Here is a 24048-nt window from a genome sequence, read left to right on the forward strand (position 1 = left end):
GGTGGGTCCTCGGTCAGTCCTGGTGCGTGACCAGGACGGGGCAATGTGCGTGTTGGACAAGGAAATTGCTGGTCGATCCGAGCAGCAGGCCGGTGAACGCGCCGTGCCCGCGAGTGCCGACGACGATCAGCTGGGCGGAGCCGGACAGGTCCATCAATGGCCGGACCGGCCCGCCGGGGTGGATCTGCCGGGTGACCCGCACGTCGGGATACTTTTCCTGCCATCCGGCGAGGCGCTCGGCGAGCAGGGCATGCTCGGCGTTCTCGATGTCGGCCTCGACGAGGGTGAGATCGGGCTTCCCCGCGAATCCGTCGAAATTCCAATCACTCCACGCATGTACGACGATCAGTTCGGCGTTGCGGTCCGAGGCTTCGGCGAAGGCCGCCGCGATCGCGATGTCGCCGGCGGCACTGTTGTCGGTGCCGACCACGACGGGCCCGGTGAGCCTGATCGACGGTTCGGTTCCGGTGCCGCGGACCACGATCGCGGGTCCATGCGCGTGGCTGGTGACAGCGAGCAGGGTGGAACCCAGATGCGCGAAGGTCCCCGCGTTACCGGTCACCCCGAGCGCGACCAGATGCGCCGTGCGGGATGCCTCCATCAGTAGCTCGGCGGCGTTCGCGTCCGAAATTTGGTTGGTGACAGTGAGTTCCGGGCCGAGCTCGAGTGCGAGTCGGCGTGCGTCGCCCACGATCTTGTGGCCGCGCTGGTGGATGGATTCGGTGATCGGAGCGATCATCGCGTCGTGGTGGGCGAGCGTCGCGCGGGTGGCGGCGAGGTCGAGGCCGTGCACGATGAGCAGTTCCCGGCGGCGGTGGACAGCGGTGTGCGCGGCCCAGCGGACAGCGAGGTCCGAGCCATCCGAACCATCGACGCCGACCACAATGACCGCCGATGCCAGACGGTGTCGATCGCTGCTGTGCGGAGTGTTCATATCGGTTGTCCTCGGAACGTGGGGGTCGAAGGCTTGCGCGCGCGAAGTGCTGCGTGCGGGTTGAGCGCGGTCATTACGGAGTCGTGCGGGAGACCATCACTTTGAGTGCGCCGGTCTCCCCGGCGTGGGCGAAAACCTCATAGGCGCTAGGGAATTCGCTCATCTCGAAGCGGTGGGTGATCATCGGCGTCGGGTCCAGCTGGCCGGTGCGGATCAGTTGGATCAGGGTGGGTGTGGAGTTGGTGTCGACCAGACCGGTGGTGATGGTCAGGTCGCGGATCCAGATCCGTTCCAGGTGTAGGTTGGCGGGGGTGCCGTGTACGCCGATATTGGCGACGTGGCCGCCCGGGCGAACGAGATCGACTGCGAGCTCGAAGGTTTCGGGTACCCCGACGGCTTCCATGACAACATCGGCACCGAGCTCGTCGGTCAGCTGGGCGATGCGGGCGCGGACGTCTTCGTGGCGGCTGTCGAGGGTGATGTCCGCGCCGAACTTGGCGGCGGCCGCCAGCCGGCTGTCGACCACGTCGACGACGACGATACGGCCTGGGCTGTACAGCCGCGCGGTCATGATCGCGGCCAAGCCGATCGGGCCTGCCCCGATGATGACGACCACGTCGCCGGGCCGGACCCGGCCGTTGAGCACGCCGACTTCGTGGCTGGTCGGCAGGATATCGGCCAGCATCAGCATCTGTTCGTCAGTGACGCCATCGGGAATCGGGTGGGTGGACATGTCGGCGAAGGGCACGCGAACCGATTCGGCTTGGGTGCCGTCGATCAGGTGGCCGAGAATCCAGCCGCCGCCGCCCAGGCATTGGCCGTAGCGGCCTTCCTTGCAGAATCGGCACGCACCGCAAGCCGAGATGCACGAGATGAGTACGCGGTCACCGACTTTGCGGGTGTGCACACCTGAACCGACCGCGGTCACCGTGCCGACCGCCTCGTGGCCGAGGATTCGGCCAGGGGTGACTTCAGGTACGTCGCCTTTGAGGATGTGCAGGTCGGTCCCGCAGATCGTAACTGCGTCCACCCGGACGATCGCGTCGGTGCTGTGCTGGATCTCGGGGTCGGGGACCTGCTCCCAGGAGGGTTGGCCTGGTCCACGAAAAGTCATGGCGTACATGGGTTTGTCCTCCGGTGGCAGGTGGTCAGTTCGGTGGGCGGGCGATGATGATCGGGCAGTCGGCGCCGTGCAGCACGGCCTGGCTGACCGATCCGAGCGTCATTCCCGGGAAGCCGCCATGGCCATGGCTGCCGACGACAAGCAGCTGAGCGAGCGCGGTGGTACCGAGCAGGCATTTGGCCGGGCGTGCTTCCGCGACGAGCCGGGATACTCGGACATCGGGATACTTCTCCTGGTAGCCGGCGATGGTCTCGGCGAGCAGCGTCTCGGCTTCTTCTTGCATGTCGGAGCGCGAGGTGTAGCGGTTGAATTCCGACCAGGTGAGCACCGCGAGGAGCGGTGCACCACGGCGGGACGCTTCATCGAAAGCGATATCGAGCGCGTGCGCCCCGCTGGCGGAGCCGTCGACACCGACAACCACCGGTCCGTGGGCGCTGACCGGCGCGTCGTCCTGGGCTGCGGGGACCACCGCTACCGGGCAAAATGCGTGCCTGGCCAGTGATGTGCTCACCGATCCGAGCAGACCCCGGCGGATGGCGCCGTAGCCGTGTGTGCCGACGACGAGCAGGCGCGCATCCGCGGACCGGTCGCGCAGTACTGGAATCGATGGCGCTTCGACAACGAACGTGCTGATGTCGATCTCGCCGATCGGGGCGGCCGCCGCCGCGGCGGCTTCGCGGGCCGTGGCGGTGATGACGGCGCCCGATTGCCGGTAGGCGTCGTAGTCGATGTGGGTGAAGCCGAGTCCCGGTCCGAAGTCGATCGGGGCGTCGATGGCATGCACGATGTGCAGCGGTGCGCCGTGCCGAGCCGCGTCGCGGGCGGCCCAGCGCACGGCGTCGGTGGCGGCAGCGGAGCCGTCGGTGCCGACCAGGACCGGCGGGTTGATGGCGTTGGGAGACATGCGATTCGGGCCTTTCTGAAGTGAGCAGTGACCGGTCAGTGCGAGTGGACGACCAGCACCGGGCAATGGGCGCGCTGGACCAGGGCATTGCTGGTCGATCCGAGCAGCAGGCCGCGGAATCCGCCACGGCCACGGCTGCCGACCACGAGAAGCTGTGCGGCCTTGGACCACTCGATCAGGTAGTGGCGTGGTCCGGACAGATAGATCTCACGGGTGACCGTGACATCGGGGTACTTCGCTTGCCAGCCTGCGAGCTGCTCGGCGAGCATCGCGCGCGCCTTGGCCTCGATGGCGGGATCGGCGATGGCGCCCCGGTGTCCGGTGAATCGGTCGAGGCGCAGATCGCTCCACACGTGCACGGCGACCAGCGGAGCGTTTCGTTCGCTTGCTTCGGCAAAAGCGGCTCCGACGGCCTCTTCGCTGACCGAGCTGCCGTCGATACCGACCACCACGGGGCCGGCGCTGTTGGTGGGCAGCTCGGTGCCGCGAACGACCACGATCGACCCGTGGCCGTGACTGGCCACCGCCAGCAGGGTGGACCCGAGATGGCGGATCGTTCCGCCTTCGCCCGACGCACCGATGGCGACCAGACGCGCTGACGCGGAGCGTTCGATCAGCAGGCGTGCCGGATTATCCTCGGAGACTTCGGTTTCCACGATCAGCGTGGGATCGATGGTCAGCGCCAGCGTGCGCGCCGAAGCCACCAAGTCCGCGCCTTGTTTGCGGATCGAGTCGATCACCGCGGGAACCATCAGGTCGTAGCTACCCATAACGCCGCGCGTCGCGGCGAGATCGAGGCCGTTGACGATGAGCAGTCGGCGATTGCGATGCGATGCCGACTGGGCGGCCCAGCGCACGGCGAGATCGCCGGCTTCCGAGCCGTCGACGCCGACAACCACCGGGGCGGTGGCGATTCGGTGCGGATCATCGTGTTGCTGGGTGGTCATTGTCTAGCCCTTCGGGTCCGTTGTCGGTTTCAGTGCAGGTGCGCGATGCGGTCGTGCTCGGTGAAGGCGAGGAGTTCGGCCCAGGCGCGGGCTCGTGCCGATTCGCCTTCGCTGAGTGGTCCGGTCATCCCGTCGACGAGGAAGTCCATCGGCTCGTCGGCAAGCTGGTAACCCAAGCGGCGCAACCGTTTTCCCACGGCGTGCGCGGCGGATCCGGGCAACCACGGCGGTTTGGCGACTTTGGTGCCGAATGCGGCAGCCCGGCTGCCCGCAGGTGCGGGCAGCGCCGCATCGAGCCATTCCCGAATGCCGATGTCGAGGGCGATGGGCGCGTCGGTGCGGTCGGCGGCGTCGAGTCTGGTTCGCTGCCTACTCAATCCGAAGGCGTGCGTCGGGCCACCGACCACCAGCAGATCGACAGAAGGCGCGGGCGTGCTCGCGGCCTCGCACACACTCAGCACCTCCACGGTGCCGTGGGTACGCAGCCCCGCCGCGATGGCCTCGGCGATGGCGGCGGTATTGCCGAACATGGATTCATAAACGACTTGTGACCGCATCTCGGTCTCCTCATTTACCAGCGGAAACTGTTCGAATGTGACGCTACGGTCGGGTCAAGCGGCGGCACAGTGCCGAACCGACGCTTACCAAGGGACCTTCGGCCATCGGTGGGTGAGGGCCTGACGTCCCTGGTCCGGAAGTCGTGATCGGTGACTTTCGGCCGTCTCGTCCGACCGCGAAGCGCACAATGCTGGAACAGTGCTGGCACGTTTCCTGCCGGGTCTACGGCAATTCGAGGGTTACCAGCGGGCGTGGCTTCGGCCCGACGTGGTCGCCGGTATCACGGTGGCCGCATACCTGATTCCGCAGGTCATGGCGTACGCGACCGTCGCGGGACTGCCACCGGTGGTGGGTCTGTGGGCGGCGATCGGGCCGCTGGCGGTCTATACGCTGCTCGCTACCTCGCGGCAGCTGTCGGTCGGGCCGGAGTCGACGACGGCGTTGCTCACCGCGGTGGCGTTGGCACCACTCGCGCTCGGCGATCCTGCCCGGTATGCCGCGCTCGCGGCGGTGCTCGCCCTGCTGGTCGGCGGCCTGTGCCTGGTGGCAGCGGTGGCCAGGCTCGGGGTGCTGGCGGACCTACTGTCCAAACCGGTGTTGGTCGGCTATCTGGCGGGTACCGCGGCCATGATGATCTCGGGTCAGCTCGGACGCGTCACCGGAATTCCGGTCGGCGGGGAATCCTTGCTCGCGCAACTGCGTTCGTTCTCGGCGCACCTCGACCAATGGCATTGGCAGACCAGCGCGCTCGCCGCTGCCGTGTTGAGCGGTTTGTGGCTGCTGGCCTGGCGCGCACCACGGGTGCCGGGCCCGTTGCTGGCGGTCCTGCTTGCCACCGGTGTCGTCGCTGTCTTCTCGTTGCAGCGCTTCGGTATCCGAGTAGTCGGGTCGGTGCCGGCCGGTATTCCAGTGCCCGGTCTGGCCGGGGTTGCGGCCGCGGACATCGGGGCTCTGATCCTGCCCGCCGTGGGTATCGCCGTCGTCGGCTTCTCCGACAATGCGCTTACCGCAAGAGCTTTCGCCGCGCGGCACGCTGAACAGGTCGATGCGAATACCGAACTCGCGGCGCTGGGTGCCACCAATGTGGCGGCCGGACTGATGCACGGGTTTCCGGTGAGTTGCAGCGGTAGCCGGACCACGATCGCGGATGTCATGGGTGCGCGTACCCAGCTGTATTCCGTTGTCACACTGGGTGGTGTGCTCGCGGTGCTGTTCGGTGCCCGGGGCATCCTGGCTGCCTTTCCGACTGCCGCGCTAGGCGCATTGGTGATCTATGCGGCATCCCGGCTGATCGATCTGGCCGAGTTCCGGCGGATCGCCCGATTCCGCCGCAGTGAGCTGATGCTTGCACTCGGCACCGTTGCCGCGGTGCTCGCCTTCGGTGTGCTGTACGGCGTGCTGGTGGCGATCGCGCTGTCGGTCTTCGATCTGCTTCGGCGGATCGCCCGCGGGCACGACGCCGTCCTCGGCTTCGTGCCAGGGCTCGCGGGTATGCACGACATCGATGACTATCCGGACGCGAAACCGATTGCCGGGCTGGTGGTTTACCGCTATGACGCGCCGCTGTGCTTTGCCAATGCCGAGGACTTCCACCGCAGTGCCCTCGCCGCCGTCCGCTCGTGGAACGAGCAGGGCGGCGAGCCGGTGCGGTGGTTCGTGCTCAACGCCGAAGCAAATGTCGAAGTCGATCTGACCGCCCTCGACGCGGTCGAACAGCTGCGCGCGGACCTGGCCGCGCAGGGCATCGTGTTCGCGATGGCGCGAGTCAAGCAGGACCTGCGCGACGACCTCGACGCATCCGGGCTCACCGCGGCAATTGGCGAAGGCCGTCTGTATCCGACGCTGCCCACTGCCGTCGCGGCCTTCCGCGTAGACCCGAAGACGGGGCCACACGGCCCCGCCACCGGGTGACCTTCTTCTCTGCCGATATGCCAGGCCGAGCGGGATGCTCGAACTAGACAGCAGACGCCGCCGAAAACGAGGTGAATGGCGATGTCGGAGAACGTGATCATCCCGATCTACGCGTCGTGGCAGCAAGTGATCTGCTGGTGGTCGCGGCAGCCGTGGAGCCCTAACCCGTTGCTGCGTACCTCGGATCGGTTCGAAGCTTTGCTGCGGCTCGTCGCGGTGCTCGCCGTGGTTGTGGCGGTGCCCGTGGCGGGCGCGCTCGGCACCGCGGCCTACACCGAGAGTGCGGCGCAGATTCGCGCCGAGAACGCGACGAAGCACAGCGTCATCGCCGTGCTCATCGAGGAATCGGCGAAGTCGGCGGTGCACGAGTTCCAAGCGAACGTTCGGTGGGACGACAACGGCCGTCCCGGCACCGCGGTCGTGCCCGTGCGCCGCGGCCTGCAGGCCGGTGACCACGTCACGGTGTGGTTGGGACCTGACGGCGCGCCGACGACGGAACTGCGCCCGACGACGGCGGCCGCGATGACGGGTATCGGTGTCGGTGTCGTCACGTTCGTCGGCACGTGGTTCACGAGCTGGTGTCTGGTGCGCGGCACCGGATGGCTGCTCGACGCGCGTCGCAATGCCCGCTGGGCGCACGAGTGGCGGCAACTCGGCCGTCCGATCAGAGAGGACAGGCAATGATGTATTGGTACGCGGACGGCCCACAGTGGTGGATGTTCGTCCTCTTGATTCTGATCGTGGTTCCGCTGTGGATCATCGCGGCCGTAGCGATAATCTCGTTCAGCAGGTTCGACCGCGGGACGCAGACACCGCCGAGCGATTCGCCGCGGCTGTCCCCGGAAGCGCTGCTCACCGAGCGCTTTGCCAGCGGCGATGTCGATGAAACCGAATACCTGCATCGCCTTGCGGTTTTGCGGCCTACGGCCGAGAAACCCGTTGACGCCCATCACTGATTTCGAGTTCGAATCGAAAGGGACCGGCATGTCCATCGAAAGCTCTTCGCAGCCAACACAACTCGACGACGCGATCATTGCCGCCGTCGACGGATCGGTGATCTCGTACCAGGCCGTGGCCTGGGCCGCGGTCGAAGCCGGACTGCATCACTGCCGACTGCACCTGGTGACCTCGATGGGAATCGAAGCCAGCCTCGGCGTCGGCATGTCCGTGGGCGAAGCCGACGTGGAGTGGTTGCGCAAGGACAGCGAGCGAATCCTGACCGAGGCCACCCGGATCGCGCGCACCGCGGCACCCGGCGACGAACCGCGGATCACCACCGAGGTGTCGGTCGAGGCGATCATCCCGCTGCTGATCGAACGGTCCGCATACGCCAGGATGCTGGTCGTCGGTAGCCGCGGGATGGGCGCGTTCCGCCGCGGCGTGCTCGGGTCGGTCAGCACCGCCACCACGCACCATGCGCATTGCCCGGTTGCGGTGATCCACGGAAACCCGGCGATCGACGCGGTTTCGGCGACTCAGCCGATCCTGGTCGGGGTCGACGGCACCAGCAACAGCGTTGCGGCCCTCGACCTCGCCTTCGAGGAGGCGTCGCGGCGCAAGGTCGGCCTGACCGCGCTGCACGCGTGGAGCGACGTCAGCGGACTCGACGTGCCGGTCGCCGGTTGGGACGGGGCGCAAGAATCCGCGCAGGCGACCCTGGCCGAGGCCCTCGCCGGCCACACCGAGCGCTACCCCGACGTCACGGTGCGCCGAATCGTGTTGGCCAACAGGCCGGTTCGCGCACTGCTCGATGAATCGGCCAACGCCCAACTGATCGTCGTCGGCAGCCACGGGCGCGGCGGCTTCACCAGCATGGTGCTCGGCTCGACCAGCAACGCGTTGCTGCATTCGGTCGAGGTCCCGATGATCGTCGTCCGCGAGCGCGCGTAAGCACCGACCGGTACCTGCGCGGAGATCAGTCGTGACCAACCGGGTTCGGGAGCGATGATTTCCGCAACTGTCTCTCGTCTACACATTCGGAGCAGATCCATCCGAGCCACCGGGAGGAAAACCATGACCGAACAGACCACTAGCGCACTGCCCCCAGTCGTCGACCAGCAGACGTGGCAGGCCGCGCTCGACGATCTGCGTGTGCGGGAGAAGGCCGCTACTCGTGAACTCGATGCCATCGCGGCCCAGCGCCGCAGGCTGCCGATGGTCGAGCTGCCGGACTACACGTTGATCGGTCCGAGCGGCCCCACTCGACTGGTCGACGTATTCGACGGGCGCTCCCAACTCATCGTCTACAACCACATGTGGTCCGACGGCGCGGAGTGGCAGTGCGGCGGCTGTACCGGGCTCACGTCGCAGTACGTCCGGCTGGGTGTCCTCGACAACTACGATGCCCGCTTTGTCATCGTCACCAACGGGCCCATTCGAGAAGCGTTGGCCTACAAGGCCAAAGTCGGCAACACGATGGACTGGTACTCGTCGTCGGAAAGCTCGTTCGGCGCCGACGTAGACGCGCCGCCCGGCGCAGGTTTCGCGGTGAATGTGTTCCTCCGCGACGGCGACAAGGTCTACCGCACCTGGCACACCAACGGCCGCGGTACCGAACAGCTCAGTTACACCTTCGCGTTGATCGACCTCCTGCCGTGGGGCCGCCAGGAGGAATGGCAGGAGTCACCCGACGGTTGGCCGAAGTCGCCGACCTACTCCAAATGGCTGGACTCGCCTGACGTCGCCCGGCTCTACGGCCCGAACGGAGACGTGTAGCGAGGTCAGGGTTGGGCGGTGATGGTTTTCCAGAAACCGCAGCGGTGGTCGGCGTCGAAAGCGGCCGTCGAGATCGGGCCGGTGGCATCTGGTTTGAACGACATCAGCTGTGAGTCAGCGCTGGTGTAGCCGGGCATCGGGGGCAGTCCTGCGGGGTTGGGGTTGCCGGTGACGACGAAGCGGGTCCAGTAGCGCACCAGTTGATCGGCGAGGTCGTGTTGGGCGGGGGTCGGCGCCGAATCGCTGAGTGGGGTGCTCATCTGCCACATATAGAACAGTTCGCTGGCGTGGAAGGCGCCCAGCGGGAACGTACTCGGTGGCCCGGGTGGGGTGGGATCGGCGAATTCGTAGCCGAAGGTGGGTCCGTTGCCCGCGAGTTCTGGGGTTTGGCCGCGGACGATGCAGGCAGCCTGATCGCTGGCTGCCCGGGTCAGCGCCATGATCGGCTGCGGGTATCTCTCAGCTGGGTATTCGGCCGTGACCGCCGCGGTTCGGTCCTCGTCGATCGGGAAGTCGCTGTCGCGGGTTATCTCGGTGAGCGCCTGCGGGTATCGGTCGGCGGTCAGGGTCGGCCCGCCCGGTCTGCCGTAAGCCAGCCAGCTGAACAGTGCTGTTTCGTCGTGGTTGGCACCGGTGATCACCGGAACCTTGGCCAGGGCACCGGCTTTCAACGCCTGAAGCGGGCTGCGCGGCAGAAATGGGGTCCCGACAGTCCCGGTGGGGTTCCCGGTTTGCGCGGCGAGGATGGCCGAGGTGTCGAGGCTGCGCAGGCACGCCGCGACGGTGGCGGGCTCACCGCAGCCGAGGGCAGTCGCGGCGGCGTCGGCGGCGCTTTCGGCGTCTTGTTTGGGCTGCCACGGCAAACACGCCCCGGATTGCATGATCGCGCCGCGGAACAGTCCCGCGGAGGCGGGTGCGGCCAGATGGGTACATACCGAGTTCGAGCCCGAGGATTCCCCGGCGATGGTGACCTTGGCCGGGTCACCCCCGAACGCCGCGATATTGCGCTGCACCCATTTCAGCGCGAACTGCTGATCCTGGAAACCGTAGTTCCCGACGTCACCGTTGGTGTCTTCGAAGGCTTTGTCGGCCAGGAAGCCCAGCGTCCCGAGGCGGTAGTTGATCGTGACCACGATCATCGGTCCTTCGGGACCGGTCATGAACTTCTGCGCGCCGTATTCGCCGCCACCGCCAGTGAGCAGCGAGCCGCCGTGGATCCACACCAGTACCGGCAGGTCGGTGACCGCGTCGGCGGGGGCCCAGACGTTGAGGGTCAGGCAATCCTCGGTCGTCGACCCCGATTCCTCGCCCCAACCTGCCGGTTGCGGGCATCGGGGTCCGGGGGCGTCGGCCGGACGAACCCCCTCCCAACTCGCCGGGGCCGTCGGTGCGTGCCAGCGCAACTCGGCCACCGGTGGGGCGGCGTAAGGGATGCCCGTGAACTCGCGGTAGCCGCTCGGGTCGACTTTGCCGCGCACCGAACCTGAATCGATGCGCACCACCTCCGGGGCAGTTTGTTTCGGTGGGCTCGTGCATCCCGTGAGGATGGCGGTGCTTGCTACAGCGGCGGCTAGCAATAGCGCTGCCGCGCATCGGCGGAAACTTCCGGTCATGCCAAGGCTCTCCACGACGGGAACGAACCGTGTATCGACGCGAACATTACCGCGGGGATCTCCCGGAGGATCAGTTTCGTCTCGTCGCGCCATGGGTGCGCTCAGGGCGGCCGTCCAATGTGATTGCAGCTCAAGCACTTCACGTACCAGATCCCCCGATGGCATACGGGCGATGTTACGCCCGGAGCGGTGTCAACCACGGTGGTCTGTTCACGCAGCAGCGCGGACAGCTGGGGTTTCGACAGACCAGGGTCGTGGTGGGAGCCTCCCGATAAGTGCCTGCTGACCAGCAAGGTGAGCACGGCAGCACCGGCCGGAGCCAGCGCGGTGTGTGCCGTCCAGAACGCCGAGGTCACCCGGCCGAGCAACCGATCCGGCGTCACCACTTGCCGCAGCGACATGGACGAGATCCCCGCCGCGCCCATGCCGAAGGTGTAGCAGAGTACTGACACCGCGATCAGCCAGATTTGGGTGGACAGTCCGAGCAGAGCGATCGCCACCCCGCAGCAGATATAGGAACCGAGCCAGCACGCGCCGAACCCGAACGAGCGCCGCAGCAGCGGAGTGAGCGCCGCGGCGAGCACGGTGCCGACCACCGCTTGTTCCTGCCCGAGCGCGTGCCGGAGATCGAAGCTGATCATATCGGTCATGCCGAGACTGAAGAAGGTGACCACGGGTTCTGATCATCTCGTCGGGCGAGGGCTGAATGCTGTCCTGCGCCAACAGATTCGGGATGTCACGCGGGGGGACGGTCGACCGCACCCCACACACTGGGCATTCCAGATAGTGGTCGGTGCTCAGGGCAAAGAGCGGGACGGATTTCGTCGGAGGAGCGCCCGCCGCACAGAAAAGCAGAGTTAGGCGTTCGCCGAAAAGTCCCTTCCTGTGGGCCATTTCGACTACCTGAGCTCGGCCGATGGCAATTGCTGATCATGTTCGCTACGCGCGTGGAGAATCTTCGGAACTCCTCGGAGTGTGCGGTGATCGACGGCTCAGTCGCCGGTCGCCGAGCATCTGGGGATCGATAGCAGCGTGGTTGTGCGGGGCTGTTCCTGGCGCTGTACGAGCAGCAGACCGCCCATCTCCTCGACGCGATCAGCACGACCCCGCAGGCGAATGACACGGCGATGCAGGAGTATGTGCCTGCTTTTCTCGAGACGATCCCGCAGGATCGCCGGTGGCATCTGGTCAACTCCGAATTCGCCCTGCACGCGCTGCGTGACCCCGCCGCGGCCGCCGTCTTGGTCGAGGCGACTACGCGCTTGCGCGCTCGGATGAGCAGCCGCATCGACGACGTACTGAGCGCGGCGGGACTACGGCTCACCGTGCCCACCGACACTGTCGTCCGCTGGTTGTTCGCTGTCCGCAACGGTGGGTTCACCCAGGCATACCTCGAGCCCGATCTCCTGCACCCAACTGAGCTGCTCGACCAGCTCGCGCAACTACTCCTCGTCGTCGCCACTCGAGCGGCCGACCACGATTAGCGCCTACTGCACGTCACCCAGCAAACCCCCAGGCTTCACCCAATAGAGACTTCAAAGTTATCAATCCTCGGTGTGCTGATAATTGTCGATGTAAGCCACGGTGAATACCGGGCGCTGCATTCCCGTGGTTGGTTTAAGTCAGTGCTTAACTGAAAAGTCTTGGGCGGCATCATGTGCGGTCTCGTCCTATGCTTCGCGCATCCGAAATGTAGCTTCGAGTCGCATCCAAGGGCAGACATGCGAATACTGGGCAAACGCTTGGGATCACCTGATCCCAAGCGTCACCTATGGGTTTTAGGTTTCATCGCACCGGCGACCGCGCTGCTGCCCTCTCAGCTGGTGTTGCGCACGGGCTCTCCGGTCTTCTGGTGGAGCGGTCCGATGATTGTGTTCATCGTTATCCCGATGTTGGATTGGATGGTGGGGGAGGACGGCAACAATCTGCGCGACGAGGAGTACGAGGAGCTGTCGAACGACCGGTTCTACCGGTGGTGCACGTTCCTGTTCCTGCCGGTCCAGCTGATCGGCCTGGTCGTCGCGTGCGCCATGTGGTCCGGTCACGAGTTGAGTGTGGTGGACAAGCTCGGGCTGGCGGTGACGGTGGGTTTCGTGAGCTTTATCGGTATCAACGCCGCGCACGAATTGGGGCATCGGGTCGAGAAACTGGAGCGGTGGCTGTCGAAAATCGCCCTGGCACAGTCGGGTTACGGCCACTTCACCGTCGAACACAATCGGGGACATCACGTATGGGTGGCCACACCCGGCGATCATTCGAGTGCGCGGTACGGTGAATCGCTCTGGGAGTTCTTGCCGCGCTATCTGATCACCGGCTTCCGCGCCGCGATCAGGCTGGAGGGGGAGCGGCTACGCCGAAAGGGCCAGGGGTGGTGGAGTATTCACAACCAAATCCTGCAGACCTGGTCGATTACCGTGGTGCTTTTCGGCGGACTGCTCGCCGTATTCGGCTGGCGGATATTGCCATTCCTGTTACTGCAGGCCGTGCTCGGCATGGCGTTACTCAAGACGATCGGCTACATCGAACATTACGGGCTGCTACGCGAGCGGAAGCCCAACGGTTCATGGGCTCGCTTCTCGCCCAAGGACAGCTGGGACTGCGACTGGCTGGTCACCAATGTCTTCATCTTCAATGTGCAGCGGCACAGCGATCACCACATCAATACCGGACGCCGGTATCAGACTCTGCGCAATTCCGAAGAGGCGCCACGACTTCCGGCCGGATACATCACCATGGTCGTGTGCGCGGCGATTCCGCCGCTGTGGCGGCGCGTGATGGATCCGCGGGTGCTCGCGCACTACCAAGGCGATATCACCAAGGCCAACATCCAGCCCCGTAAACGAGCCAAAATCCTGGTGGCCCACGGACGCAACGAACTGAACGAGCAATTGTCGAACCCGGTGAATCAGCAGGTTCAGCCGACCTGCGTTCCGGTGGCGTCGGCTGCGTCGGCCGTTGACTGCGGGGTGATTCCGGCGGAGCGTTCGAGCAGCTTGCCCTTGTGGAACAGCGCGCGGGCGCGGACCGGAGCGACGAGCTAGGTAGACGTCCAAGAGCCTGGAGTGTGGCTTCGGTGCGGACGTGCCGGCCGAACAGCTGTAGCTGGAAGGCCATTCTCTGGTCGCCCCGAAGTTACCGGTCGGCTGTGATGTAGCCCACAGGGCTGAGTTGGCACATGCAGTTATATTGCAGCTATCGCTGATGAAGGGTGTCCGACTATCGGAAACCCCTATGCAGACAAGGCGGTGGCTCGATGACTGGCGGTAGATCGCTGATTCTGGCCTGGTGGCGTGACCGGGTCGATTACCGCTGGTTGGTCGAGGTCCTCGACTATCACGGCGCCCTCGGCTTGGTGAAGTTCATGCTCGGCGCCGGCGGCGCGGTCATGTGCCTGGTCACTGCGTTGTCGGTGATCTCGAACATCGGACCGCGCAACGCTTTCTTCGCGATCGGATGCTGGCTGATCGTGATCATGACCGCGCTGTGGGCGTTGCGCTGGTGGTTGTTGCCCTGGCCCGGCCGAGCGGAATCGCTGCTCTGGTGTGTAGGCGCGGACATCGCCATCACCTTCGGCGCGATAGCCGCCGAGAACCGCCTCTACGGCGCCTTGGTGGCGACACTGCTGACCGTTCCCGGCATGTACCTGGGGGCATTCCACGGACAGCGCTTCCTCGCCGCCCATGTCGCCTGGTCACTGATATCGGTCGTCACGCTGGTCGCCCTGCTGATCCTCGACGATCCCGTCCACACCGGCGCCGCCGCCGGTGATCTGCGCCTCGGCCTCGCCATCACGCTGATCTCGGTGTCACTCAACGTAGTCGGGCTACCGACGGCACAATTCTGCCGCTGGGTATGGCGATTGAACGCCATCTTGGACCCACTCACCATGCTGCTGAACCGGCGCGGACTCGACTATCACCTTTGGCGATACCTCGGCCCCCGCCAACGGGGCACGATCTACATCGCCAGCCTGGATCTGGACAGATTCAAACTCGTCAACGACACCTTCGGCCACCCGTTCGGCGACCAAGTCCTGCAACAAGCCGCAGACCGTCTACGCACGGCGGTCGCCCCCGACGCCCTTGTCGCACGTACCGGCGGCGAAGAATTCGTCGTCGTCGGCTATCTCGGCGACACCGAGCCGCTTCGGATCGCCGAACAACTCCGCCGTGCCATCGAAACCATCCCCGACCTACCTGTCCCGATCACCGCCAGCGTCGGCCTCGCCACCATCCGACCTTCCCCCACCCCCGATCCCTCCGCCGGGCAATACGCGCTGCGCCATTCGGATTCCGCAATGTATCGAGCAAAACGCATGGGCGGCAACTCAATCGCGGTCGCCGAACCGACCGACGGCGATTCGAGCGCAACTCGTCGGTAGGGAAGTCGCGTATGCACGCCTATCCGGCAAGGTGCGGAATTCTGCGCTAGAACAACCCGGAATTCGAGTTACCCCACAGGTGGAGTCCCCGTTGATGATCCGGCAATTGGCGTCGAGTGAATTCCGCTACCCCGTCGGTGGTAGGGGAAATCAGGTAGCTCGAATCCTCCATCAGTGGGATTCGCAAAGGGCAGTGCGATTTCTACGGTGATAGTTGCGAACCCCGACCGCGGTGGTGGGGTGCATGCGGACGGGAATCACTGTGGGTGCGAGCTTGGTGTGTCGAATGGCGGCTGCAACGGCCGCGGTGGTGACCGGGGTGATCACCGGAGCTGGAATGTCGGCGGCGGTGCCGACCGAGACGATCCCCGCGGCCGGTGTGCAGCGGTTCTACCACCAGCAGTTGACCTGGCAGCCGTGCCACGACGACGCGCTGGACCAGGCCGGTGCACAGTGCGCGGAGGTGCGGGTCCCGCTGAATTACGCTGCGCCCGAGGGACGGACGATCGCCATCGCGATCTCCCGGATCCGGGCCGCCGTGCCCGCGGCCCGGCGCGGCGCGATGATGACCAACCCGGGTGGCCCCGGCGGTGCCGGACTGAGCTTCATCGTGGAGGCCAGTTCGTTCATGCCGCCCGAATTCCACGACAACTACGACTTGATCGGGATGGACCCGCGCGGAGTCGGCCGCTCGGCGCCGGTGCATTGTCATTGGCCGATCGGTCTTTCCCTGTTCTCGGCGGGCGCCGACCGGGCCAGTTTCGCGAGATCTGTGCAAACTCACGCGGATTTGGCTGCGCGCTGCCAGACTGCCGAGCCCGACGTGCTGCCGTTCATCACCACGCGGAACACCGCGCGGGATGTCGACGTGATCCGCGGCGTACTCGGCGAGCAGCGCATCAGTTACTTCGGCCTGTCGTACGGGCCGTATCTGGGCGCGGTGTTCGCCCAGATGTTTCCCGACCGCGTCGATCGGCTCCTGTTCGACAGCGCCGTCGATCCCGATCGGTACGGCGTCGCCCAGTCGCAGGACATGGGGGCACCGAACGAGGCCGCACTCGACGCCGGTGCCGACTGGATCGCCGCACGAGACGGCGAATATCACCTCGGCACAACACGTTCCGAGGTCCGGTCCGCCGTCGCAGCGTTGATCGATCATGCGGCATGGCGACCGATCCGGATCGGCGAGCACTCCGTCGAGGGCCGCTGGATACCGACGCTGCTGTTCGTCGCGCTCGCCGATCCGCGGCGCTACGACGCCCTCGCGGCCACGATTCGTGAGCTCACCGACGCCGCCGCGGGCACACCGGTCCAGCCGAATCCGCAACTCGACGAGGACCTGCGCTTCATCTTGACGGCGCAACCCGACGATATGGCCGCCAACTCGGTCATCCTGTGCGGCGATGTGTCCGCGCCGCGTGATCCCCAGTGGTACTGGCGCAATATCGAAGCCAGCCGGGCGACGCAGCCGGTGTTCGGCCCGTTCGCCAACAACATCTCGCCCTGCGCATTCTGGCCCGCACCCGTGGAACCGCCCACCGCCGTGCGCAATGCGGTCCCCGCGCTGATCCTGCAGGCCACCGGCGACCCGCGCACCGCTTACCAGGGCGGTGTCGCACTGCACCACGACATGCCGGCCTCGCGCCTGGTCACCTTGCAGGACGCGGCCGTGCACGGCGTCTCGTTGTTGCCCAGTGCCTGTGTCCGGCAAGCCGTTGCCGCCTAACTGCGGGACGGCACGCTGCCGGCCACCGATCTCACCTGCCATGCCGACTGATGCCCGCCCGTCTGCGAGGATTCCGCGGCCGGATGGTCGGCTCGGGTGTTGTGTTCGGCACACCGGTCGTGGACGGTCCGCGCGCCAGGCCTGTTCGAGTACCCGAGTGGCCCGGCGCTTTACGCTCGTGACGGCGGGCAGTCAGTCCGCACCCCGTGACGTGGCGGTGCCTACCCCCACGGGGGTAGGTATATATACCGCTATCGAGGGGCGAGCGGATCCGAATCGGACCGTTAGCGTGTCACGGTGCGGGTGAATATCCGGTCGATCCTGATCGACCTGCTTCTTGCGGTGGTGTTGACCGCGCTGACTGTGGCCGGCATGCCGCTTGCCGAGCGTGCCGATCCGCAGGCTTTGGCATTGGCGGTGTTGTCGACCGTGCCGATCGTCCTCGGCCGGGTCGCTCCGATCGTGACGATGCTGATCATCGGCGGCGCGATGATCGCCTACTCCCTGCTCGGCCACGCCGACTTCCCGATCTTCGGCATCGGTCTCCTGGTCAGCCTCTACACCGTCGCCCGGCACCGGACCATCCGCGTGGCGGCGATCGCCTGGCTGGCGGTCATGATCCTGACAATGTGGCTCAGTCTCCCCACTGCGGCGCCCAGTGGGTGGCCGACCGTGGTGAACGGGTTGTTGCAGGCGGTGACTGCCTGGGTCTTGGGTGACAGCGTCCAGCGTTGGGCGCGGCGCAACAAGCGACTGGCCAAGCGAGCCGAGCGGGCCGCCGCCGAGGAGCGGGTCCGGATCGCCCGAGAACTTCACGACATCGTCGCCCACCACATGGCGGTCATTTCCTTGCAGTCGGGAGTGGCGCGATATGTGCTCGACACCGATCCGGCGGCCGTGCGCGAAGCGCTGATCGCCGTGAACGACTCGGGGCGTGCGGCATTGGCCGAGATGCGCCGCCTGCTCGATGTGCTGCGGGTGGATTCGGACACCGATTACAGTCCGCAACCCGGCCTGGCGCAGCTGCCCGATCTGGTCGATCGAATCCGCAGTGCTGGCCTGGCGGTCGAGCTCGACATCACCGGCACGTCCCGGGAGTTACCGCCGGGACCGGACCTGTGCGCGTACCGGGTAGCGCAGGAAGCGTTGACCAATGTTCTCAAACATGCCGGTCCCGCCCGCGCCCGGATGAACGTCGATTACGGGCACAGCACCCTCACGCTCCGGGTCGCCGACGATGGCGTCGGTGTGGCTAGCTCGACCGGATCGCTTACGCCGCACGGGATTACGGGCATGCGTGAACGTGCGGAACTGTATGGCGGCGTGCTGACCGCGGGCCGCGCGAGCAGGGCGGGTTCGCTGTGCTGCTGAGACTTCCGATGAACGGGGATCAATGACCATTCGCGTGCTGGTCGCCGACGACCAGGTGCTCATTCGCGCGGGTCTGGTCGCGTTGTTCCGAGCCGCTCCCGGTATCGACGTCGTCGGCGAGGCGGCCGACGGCGCCAGGCTGTCGCGCTGGCTGCTGAGAGCAACCCCGATGTCGTCCTGATGGACATCCGTATGCCCGTGCTGGACGGCATCGCGGCAACGCGGCAAATCCTCACCGGCGCAAGCGATGTCGACCCGCCGCGAGTTGTCGTGCTGACCACCTTCGATCTCGACGAATACGTCTACGCCGCGCTCGGTGCCGGAGCATCGGGGTTTCTGCTCAAAGACGCACCGCCGGAACGGATCATCAGCGCGATCGTCACCATCGCGGCCGGGGACGTGCTGATTGCGCCGACGATCACACAGCGGTTGATTGAGACGTTCGCCGAGCACCACCGATCGACAATGTTCAGCTCGCCGCAGCTGGCCGAGCTGACTCCCCGCGAGATCGAAGTGCTCGGCCTGGTCGCGAACGGGCTGAGCAATACCCAGATCGCGCAACGGCTGGTGCTGAGTGCGGAGACGGTCAAGACGCACGTCAAACGCATCATGAGCAAGCTCCAGCTGACCAGCCGCGCGCAAGCTGTCGTGGTGGCCTACGAGACCGGGCTCGTCACGCCGGCCGTCGCGCGGCGGCCGTCCGGTCACGGTGCGATACTCCCGATGGGGTAGCTGGACTTCCCGTTCCAGGGTGACGACCAGGCCCGCAGCGCCGCCTAGCGTCGTTGTCTGTGAGGAAACAGAACGTAAGTGCCCGAATTGTGTTCGCGGGCTTGGCGTTCCTGCTCTGCGGATGTTCCGGTGCGAGCCGAGCGGCACCCGGGGCCGACACCGATACCATTGCTCGGCATGACAGCGTCGCGGAGCTGGTCGCCGCGTCCACCCGGGTCGCCGACAGTCATCAGAGCGTGTCGATGGATCTCGATCTCGGTCGAGAAGGTAGCGGTAGCTGCGTTTATCACGCGGAATCGCCGAGCGTTTACGCCTACCGTTGCGAGTTCGACAGTACGGAAAACGGCAAGCCCGGCCGAACCGTTCTCGTATTGACACCGTCAGTGACATACGTCGAAATCCCTGTGGGGCAACGCCATTCCGACCGGAAGTCTTGGTTGACGATCCGTGCGGGCGAGGATCCCGCCCTGTTCCAGCACGAGTTCGGTACCGAGCAGATCCGAGATCTGGCCGTGCCCGACAAGATGATTCCGACGTCAGGCGCCACGATCGTGCACGTCGCACCGGACAACATGGACGGCAAGTCGGCAACTCGATACACCATCGATATCGACACCGCGGCCGCCGCCAGGAACGCCATGACCGGCGAGCAACGTTCGCAGATGAAATACCTAGCAGATCAAGGTATTTCGACCGTCGAAGTGAACTACTGGGTCGATGCACAAGACTTGCCGGTCAAAATCGAGGCCGTCACCTCGATCCCGAAGATCGGTCCGCTCGGCAGCACGGTTCGCTACCGCGACTGGGGTTCTCCCGTACGGATCGACGTGCCCTCGGACGACCAGGTCAGCACCGTGCTAGAGCTCGGCGGCCGGTGATTGTGTGGCATGTCGGGTCAGTTGCTCTCGAAACACGAAAGGTGTCATGCCCAAACCGACTGTCGCAGAACATGAGATCGAGTTCCGCCGGATCACCGAGAAGACTGTGCTCGCCGTGTGCGAACTCAGTGAAACGCTGACACCCGAGCAGCGAGGCATTGTGGCCGACAACGGCGTATCCATTGCGCAGGCCCACTTTTCCGAAAGTGCCTGGTTCCGTGCGATTTACGCGGACGACACCTTGGAGGGGTTCGTCATGGTGCACCTCGGCATCGACGATGGCGACGAAATCGACTGCCCGGGTGCATATCTCTGGCGTCTGATGATCGCGGGACCACAGCAGCGGCACGGGATCGGCCGCAAGGCGGTGCTCGCGCTGGTGAATCACCTGAAGGCTCGAGGTCTCAACGCGCTCTACGTAAGTTACGGACAGGGGCCGGGCAGCCCCGAATCCTTCTACAAGAGCCTGGGATTCATCTCCACTGGCGAGTACTACGGCAACGGCGGTGATCTGGAGGTCGAGGTCGTCCTGCGCTGGTCCACACCCTGATCGCCACCGCAACAACGAGAGAGAGGACCACCATGAGTGAGAAGATGATCGCCGCCGGTGTGGCTGTCGCCATCGGTATGGCCCCGGCTTGCTCGACGCCAATGCCCGCGCAACCACCGGCGCCGGTCATGTCGTCGCATTATCTCGATCAGAAGATCGACTGGAAGCCGTGTTTCGATCCCCGAGATCTACCGAAGGGTGTGCCAGTCGGATCAGGTCGGCTCGAGTACGGTTCCTACGTCGTTCCTCGGGACTGGCTGCGGCCTGACACCCGTGACGAACTGACCATCGCGGTGAGTCGGCTTCGGCCGGCCACGGGCGAGCCCAAAGGCACGCTGCTGACCAATCCCGGCGGGCCAGGCGTCCCGGGCCGGTCCATGCCGCTGCTGTTTCTACGCGCGGCTCGTACCACGCTGCTGGACAACATGGAGGTCATAGGCGTCGATGTTCGGGGTACCGGTGGCAGTACCAACGTCTCCTGTGGCGAGTACCCGGATCTCGCGTTGGACCCGAGGGATCAGAGCCGAGGAAACCTTGACCTGCTCCGCGGATCCAACGATCTGCACGCCCGGTTCTGCCAGGCGAAGTCGGGGGAGTTCGGGCAGTACATCACCACGGAACAGACCGTGCGGGACTTCGATCTGCTACGCCACCTACTGGGTCGGCAGAAGGTGAACTGGCTCGGCTACTCCGGCGGCACCTGGCTCGGCGCCTACTACGCCACCTATTTCCCGAACCGTGTCGGCAGGTTCGTTTTCGATTCGGTGATGGACGTCACCGGCAGCTGGGAGGACGACCAGCTGGGTGCTCCGGCGGGATTCGAGCGACGGTTCCGCGGTGACTTCACGCCGTGGGTCGCACGATATGACCAGCAGTACCGTCTGGGTGCGACCAGCGAGGCAGTGCGGCAGAGCTACGAGCACGTACGCGCGAAGCTCACCGAGCAACCGGTGCGACTGCCGCAAGGCGAGCCGATCGACGCAATGGCGTTGGATTCCACACTGATCCAGGCGATGTACGACAAGCACTACTTCCCCCACGCCGCGGAGTATCTGTCGGCATTGCGTGCGGTGGTTGATCGCCCGGCCGTCGACCCCGGGGACCCTGAAATCGGCACGGCGCTGGCGCAATTGGCCGAACTGACCCCGGCGCTGCGGGCAATCCTCGGCAGGCTGATCGGCGGGGTGGCACCGTTCGGTGTGAATCTCGATAGTTGGATGGCGACTCAGTGGTCGATCAAATGCAATGACACACCCGCGCACGGCTGGGACGACAATCTGGCTGCGCTGCAAGGTCTCAGCAGTGCCTACCCGCTGCGGGGTAGCCATGTCCTCTGGCCGTGTTCCTCTTGGCAGCGACCGCAGACACGACTCGAAACGCCCACCGGCCAAGGCATTCCGCCAGTGTTGCTGGTCCAATCGGTCAACGACCCGTCCACTCCACGTGCGGGCGCTGAACGGACGCACCGGACGTTCGCCAACTCCCGTCTGCTCACCGTCACCGAGGAAGGTGACCACGGCATCTACGCCAACGGCAACGACTGTGTCGACAAGATCGTCGAATCGTTCCTGGTCGACGGCGTGACCCCGGAGCAGGACCTGACTTGTCAGGGCATGCCGCTGCCCGAGCCCAACCGCGCTGAACGTTGAGCGGGTGAACGCAGTTCGAATGACCGACGCCATAGGTCGCCGAATCCACGCGGCGAGGGTTCACCGCCGCGAAGATCATCAGGGGGCGGTGTCAGTGGATGGCTCGGCACGAGAATGTGCCTGCGTGCTGGGTTGTCATGCAAGTCCTCGGAAATAGGTAGTTACACTATCCATATGACTGCTGGGGAGACCAGGCGAAGTAAAGAAACCGCAGATGAACGGATACGGATGGCGGAGTTGAGCAAACGCAGCGGGGTGTCCGTTCCCACGATCAAGTACTACCTGCGCGAAGGGCTGCTCATGCCCGGCGAACTCTCCAGCCCCAACCAAGCGGGCTACGGCGACGAGCACGTCCGCCGTCTGCGGATGATCCGTGCGCTGATCGAAGTCGGCGGCTTGTCGGTGGCGGCCATCGGCGACGTGCTCGATGCGGTCGAGGGCCCGGAACTGCCGAGGTTCGAGTTGCTCGGCGTGGTCACCGGCTCCCTGGATAAGCCGCAGCCCTTGGTCGACGAAGGCGAAGAGGCTCGGGCGCGAGCCGCAGTGGACGCGGCGTTCCGCCGCAGAGGCTGGAATCTCGACTTCCGTGCTTCGGCAATCGACACGCTGGTCGGCGTGCTGGTCCGGATGTCGGAATTGGGTTATGGCAGTTGGGCATCCGAAGCGCTCGATACGTACCTGGACGCCGCTGAACAGGTTGCCGAGATCGACGTCGAGCACGCGTTGCGCATATCGGAGCGAGCCGAGGTGGTCGACGGGGCGGCCGTCATGACCGTCCTCGGTGAAGCGGCACTCGGCGCCGCGCGCCGGATCGCACACATCCAGGTATCCGCCCGCAGGCTGGGCCATCTCGCCGAGCGGGAGTCCTGAACGTGTATGAAGAACACTCCAGCGAAACGGCCGTGATGGCCGCCGCCGCCCGCGCCGCGCACCTCATCGTCGATCAGGCCCCACTGATCTTCAGCGACCCGTTGGCTGTGCGGTTACTCGGCGACCGAGCCGATGAGCTGATCAGCTACCACCGTCTGCACGGTGATCACCCCATACTGTCGGGCGCCAGAGCCCAAACCGCGGTGCGCAGCCGTGTTGTCGAGGACCGGCTGGCCTTGCTGACCGAGCATGGCCTGACCCAGTACGTCATCCTCGGCGCCGGGCTGGACACCTTCGCCTACCGTGACCACACCAAGGGCCTGCGCGTTTTCGAGGTCGACCACCCAGCCACCCAGCAATGGAAACAACACCGCCTTGCCGCTACGGCGATGCCGATCCCCGGCACAGTCAGCTTCGTGCCCGTCGACTTCGACGATGACCCGCTCGCCGACCGGCTCATCGCCGCGGGCTTCGACCCCACCGAGCCGGCACTGATCAGCTGGCTCGGCGTCACCATGTACCTGACCTGGGACGCCATCGACCGCACCCTCGCCACCCTCAGCGGCTTCGCCCCCGGCACTGAACTCGTCCTCGACTATCTTCTCCCCGAACATCTCCGCGACGAAGCAGGCAACACCTACGCCAAGTTCGTGGGGCAAGTAGCCGCCGATGGCGGCGAACCATGGCTGACCTGCCCAACACCCGAGGAGATGACAGTCCACCTGGCCGACCACGGCTTCGGACCGACCAAGCACCTCGGGCAACGCGACGCCATCGACACCGAACTCTGGCAACGATCCGACAGCCTGACACCCGCAGGCCTGCAGATGCTGGCACACGCCACCAAGAACACGGCGTGACAGCCTCCTCGGGCATCTCGGCCAGTCCACAACCCGCCGAGAACGTCCGGCGCCGCCCCAGGCGCGGCATCGGAATATATTGCGGGCCAATATTTTCGATGCGCTGAATGCGGGTTGCGGATGCGATGACCCCGAGTAGTTCCGAGGAGACCGCGATCGGTGCTGGCAGGGACAACGCAGGCGAACGAGGGTCCGGCAATCGTTGGTCCTTCGTCGTCACCGCGTTCGGCGGTGCAGTCGGTGACGCAGCGGCTGATGGCTCCGGCAGGCGTCGATGACCAGTGTTGCGCCATCGCGGTCGGCGATCGGGTACGAATGCGGCAGGA

At 65.6% G+C, this 24048-nt stretch carries 22 protein-coding genes and 1 pseudogene; 16 read left to right on the forward strand and 7 right to left on the reverse strand.

Translation table 11 applies throughout. From position 1 onward, the window contains the following. Nucleotides 1–13: 13 nt before the first annotated feature. The 5 genes from ACQPW1_RS14410 to ACQPW1_RS14430 all read right to left on the reverse strand — a co-directional run bounded on the left by ACQPW1_RS14410 (nt 14) and on the right by ACQPW1_RS14430 (nt 4465). Complete coding sequence (locus ACQPW1_RS14410; RefSeq protein WP_433663223.1) at nt 14–934, reverse strand: universal stress protein; 921 nt, start codon at nt 932–934, stop codon at nt 14–16. Nucleotides 935–1007: 73 nt separating this feature from the next. After that, nucleotides 1008–2057, reverse strand: coding sequence for a zinc-dependent alcohol dehydrogenase family protein (locus ACQPW1_RS14415; protein WP_433663224.1), 1050 nt, complete (start codon nt 2055–2057; stop codon nt 1008–1010). Nucleotides 2058–2082: 25 nt separating this feature from the next. Beyond that, entirely contained in the window at nt 2083–2961 is an 879-nt protein-coding gene (locus ACQPW1_RS14420; RefSeq protein WP_433663225.1) for a universal stress protein, read from the reverse strand. A gap of 35 nt (nt 2962–2996) precedes the next feature. Further along, a complete protein-coding gene (locus ACQPW1_RS14425) occupies nt 2997–3908 on the reverse strand; it encodes a universal stress protein (RefSeq protein ID WP_433663226.1) in 912 nt (303 codons plus the stop codon). A gap of 29 nt (nt 3909–3937) precedes the next feature. Continuing rightward, on the reverse strand, nt 3938–4465 hold the full coding sequence (locus tag ACQPW1_RS14430; RefSeq protein WP_433663227.1) for a flavodoxin domain-containing protein: 528 nt from the start codon (nt 4463–4465) through the stop codon (nt 3938–3940). A gap of 199 nt (nt 4466–4664) precedes the next feature. On the opposite strand from ACQPW1_RS14430, the gene ACQPW1_RS14435 reads away from it, so the two are divergent. From ACQPW1_RS14435 to ACQPW1_RS14455, 5 genes are all read left to right on the forward strand, one after another. Continuing rightward, the gene (locus ACQPW1_RS14435) at nt 4665–6377 is read left to right on the forward strand and encodes a SulP family inorganic anion transporter (protein WP_433663228.1); all 1713 of its coding nucleotides are present in this window, start codon (nt 4665–4667) and stop codon (nt 6375–6377) included. Nucleotides 6378–6458: 81 nt separating this feature from the next. Next, complete coding sequence (locus ACQPW1_RS14440) at nt 6459–7061, forward strand: Rv1733c family protein (protein WP_433663229.1); 603 nt, start codon at nt 6459–6461, stop codon at nt 7059–7061. A gap of 44 nt (nt 7062–7105) precedes the next feature. Continuing rightward, complete coding sequence (locus tag ACQPW1_RS14445; protein WP_433663230.1) at nt 7106–7333, forward strand: hypothetical protein; 228 nt, start codon at nt 7106–7108, stop codon at nt 7331–7333. A gap of 28 nt (nt 7334–7361) precedes the next feature. Continuing rightward, a complete protein-coding gene (locus ACQPW1_RS14450; RefSeq protein WP_433663231.1) occupies nt 7362–8267 on the forward strand; it encodes a universal stress protein in 906 nt (301 codons plus the stop codon). Between the two features lie 123 nt (nt 8268–8390). Continuing rightward, nucleotides 8391–9092: a DUF899 domain-containing protein gene (locus tag ACQPW1_RS14455; protein ID WP_433663232.1), complete on the forward strand. Its 702-nt coding sequence runs from the start codon at nt 8391–8393 to the stop codon at nt 9090–9092. 5 nt (nt 9093–9097) lie between these two features. Here the strand turns inward: ACQPW1_RS14455 and ACQPW1_RS14460 are convergent, their stop codons facing one another. After that, on the reverse strand, nt 9098–10591 hold the full coding sequence (locus tag ACQPW1_RS14460) for a carboxylesterase/lipase family protein (protein WP_433663233.1): 1494 nt from the start codon (nt 10589–10591) through the stop codon (nt 9098–9100). 215 nt (nt 10592–10806) lie between these two features. Continuing rightward, nucleotides 10807–11355, reverse strand: a complete 549-nt coding sequence (locus tag ACQPW1_RS14465; RefSeq protein WP_433663234.1) for a hypothetical protein — start codon at nt 11353–11355, stop codon at nt 10807–10809. Nucleotides 11356–11832: 477 nt separating this feature from the next. Here ACQPW1_RS14465 and ACQPW1_RS14470 point away from each other — a divergent pair, with 477 nt between their 5' ends. The 11 genes and pseudogenes from ACQPW1_RS14470 (at nt 11833) to ACQPW1_RS14520 (ending at nt 23722) form a co-directional block, all read left to right on the forward strand. Further along, nucleotides 11833–12189 carry a TetR family transcriptional regulator C-terminal domain-containing protein gene (locus tag ACQPW1_RS14470; protein ID WP_433663235.1) on the forward strand — a complete coding sequence of 119 codons (357 nt, stop codon included), beginning with the start codon at nt 11833–11835 and terminating at the stop codon, nt 12187–12189. Between the two features lie 381 nt (nt 12190–12570). After that, nucleotides 12571–13746: an alkane 1-monooxygenase gene (locus ACQPW1_RS14475; RefSeq protein WP_433663236.1), complete on the forward strand. Its 1176-nt coding sequence runs from the start codon at nt 12571–12573 to the stop codon at nt 13744–13746. Nucleotides 13747–13958: 212 nt separating this feature from the next. Beyond that, nucleotides 13959–15086, forward strand: coding sequence for a diguanylate cyclase domain-containing protein (locus ACQPW1_RS14480; protein WP_433663237.1), 1128 nt, complete (start codon nt 13959–13961; stop codon nt 15084–15086). 286 nt (nt 15087–15372) lie between these two features. Beyond that, on the forward strand, nt 15373–16812 hold the full coding sequence (locus ACQPW1_RS14485) for an alpha/beta hydrolase (protein WP_433663238.1): 1440 nt from the start codon (nt 15373–15375) through the stop codon (nt 16810–16812). A gap of 297 nt (nt 16813–17109) precedes the next feature. After that, nucleotides 17110–18183 (forward strand): sensor histidine kinase, encoded by a 1074-nt coding sequence (locus ACQPW1_RS14490; RefSeq protein ID WP_433663239.1) that lies wholly within the window; start codon nt 17110–17112, stop codon nt 18181–18183. Nucleotides 18184–18205: 22 nt separating this feature from the next. Further along, a pseudogene (locus tag ACQPW1_RS14495) lies at nt 18206–18915 on the forward strand (response regulator). 59 nt (nt 18916–18974) lie between these two features. Continuing rightward, nucleotides 18975–19793 carry a hypothetical protein gene (locus tag ACQPW1_RS14500; RefSeq protein ID WP_433663240.1) on the forward strand — a complete coding sequence of 273 codons (819 nt, stop codon included), beginning with the start codon at nt 18975–18977 and terminating at the stop codon, nt 19791–19793. A 46-nt stretch (nt 19794–19839) separates the two neighbouring features. After that, nucleotides 19840–20343, forward strand: coding sequence for a GNAT family N-acetyltransferase (locus ACQPW1_RS14505; protein WP_433663241.1), 504 nt, complete (start codon nt 19840–19842; stop codon nt 20341–20343). A gap of 32 nt (nt 20344–20375) precedes the next feature. Beyond that, the gene (locus tag ACQPW1_RS14510) at nt 20376–21992 is read left to right on the forward strand and encodes an alpha/beta hydrolase (RefSeq protein WP_433663242.1); all 1617 of its coding nucleotides are present in this window, start codon (nt 20376–20378) and stop codon (nt 21990–21992) included. 174 nt (nt 21993–22166) lie between these two features. Beyond that, a complete protein-coding gene (locus tag ACQPW1_RS14515) occupies nt 22167–22862 on the forward strand; it encodes a MerR family transcriptional regulator (protein ID WP_433663243.1) in 696 nt (231 codons plus the stop codon). A gap of 2 nt (nt 22863–22864) precedes the next feature. Beyond that, entirely contained in the window at nt 22865–23722 is an 858-nt protein-coding gene (locus ACQPW1_RS14520) for a class I SAM-dependent methyltransferase (protein WP_433663244.1), read from the forward strand. Nucleotides 23723–24048 lie beyond the last annotated feature (326 nt).

This window comes from Nocardia sp. CA-128927, from assembly GCF_050955855.1.
Lineage (GTDB): Bacteria > Actinomycetota > Actinomycetes > Mycobacteriales > Mycobacteriaceae > Nocardia.

Excerpts from the sequence above, each read along its gene's own strand:
- ACQPW1_RS14415 (WP_433663224.1), bottom strand. The coding sequence starts at position 2,057 with ATGTACGCCATGACTTTTCGTGGACCAGGCCAACCCTCCTGGGAGCAG.
- ACQPW1_RS14505 (WP_433663241.1), top strand. The coding sequence starts at position 19,840 with ATGCCCAAACCGACTGTCGCAGAACATGAGATCGAGTTCCGCCGGATC.
- ACQPW1_RS14410 (WP_433663223.1), bottom strand. The coding sequence starts at position 934 with ATGAACACTCCGCACAGCAGCGATCGACACCGTCTGGCATCGGCGGTC.
- ACQPW1_RS14450 (WP_433663231.1), top strand. The coding sequence starts at position 7,362 with ATGTCCATCGAAAGCTCTTCGCAGCCAACACAACTCGACGACGCGATC.
- ACQPW1_RS14475 (WP_433663236.1), top strand. The coding sequence starts at position 12,571 with ATGATTGTGTTCATCGTTATCCCGATGTTGGATTGGATGGTGGGGGAG.
- ACQPW1_RS14485 (WP_433663238.1), top strand. The coding sequence starts at position 15,373 with ATGGCGGCTGCAACGGCCGCGGTGGTGACCGGGGTGATCACCGGAGCT.
- ACQPW1_RS14515 (WP_433663243.1), top strand. The coding sequence starts at position 22,167 with ATGACTGCTGGGGAGACCAGGCGAAGTAAAGAAACCGCAGATGAACGG.
- ACQPW1_RS14440 (WP_433663229.1), top strand. The coding sequence starts at position 6,459 with ATGTCGGAGAACGTGATCATCCCGATCTACGCGTCGTGGCAGCAAGTG.
- ACQPW1_RS14465 (WP_433663234.1), bottom strand. The coding sequence starts at position 11,355 with ATGACCGATATGATCAGCTTCGATCTCCGGCACGCGCTCGGGCAGGAA.
- ACQPW1_RS14480 (WP_433663237.1), top strand. The coding sequence starts at position 13,959 with ATGACTGGCGGTAGATCGCTGATTCTGGCCTGGTGGCGTGACCGGGTC.
- ACQPW1_RS14430 (WP_433663227.1), bottom strand. The coding sequence starts at position 4,465 with ATGCGGTCACAAGTCGTTTATGAATCCATGTTCGGCAATACCGCCGCC.
- ACQPW1_RS14510 (WP_433663242.1), top strand. The coding sequence starts at position 20,376 with ATGAGTGAGAAGATGATCGCCGCCGGTGTGGCTGTCGCCATCGGTATG.
- ACQPW1_RS14455 (WP_433663232.1), top strand. The coding sequence starts at position 8,391 with ATGACCGAACAGACCACTAGCGCACTGCCCCCAGTCGTCGACCAGCAG.
- ACQPW1_RS14420 (WP_433663225.1), bottom strand. The coding sequence starts at position 2,961 with ATGTCTCCCAACGCCATCAACCCGCCGGTCCTGGTCGGCACCGACGGC.
- ACQPW1_RS14470 (WP_433663235.1), top strand. The coding sequence starts at position 11,833 with ATGCAGGAGTATGTGCCTGCTTTTCTCGAGACGATCCCGCAGGATCGC.
- ACQPW1_RS14425 (WP_433663226.1), bottom strand. The coding sequence starts at position 3,908 with ATGACCACCCAGCAACACGATGATCCGCACCGAATCGCCACCGCCCCG.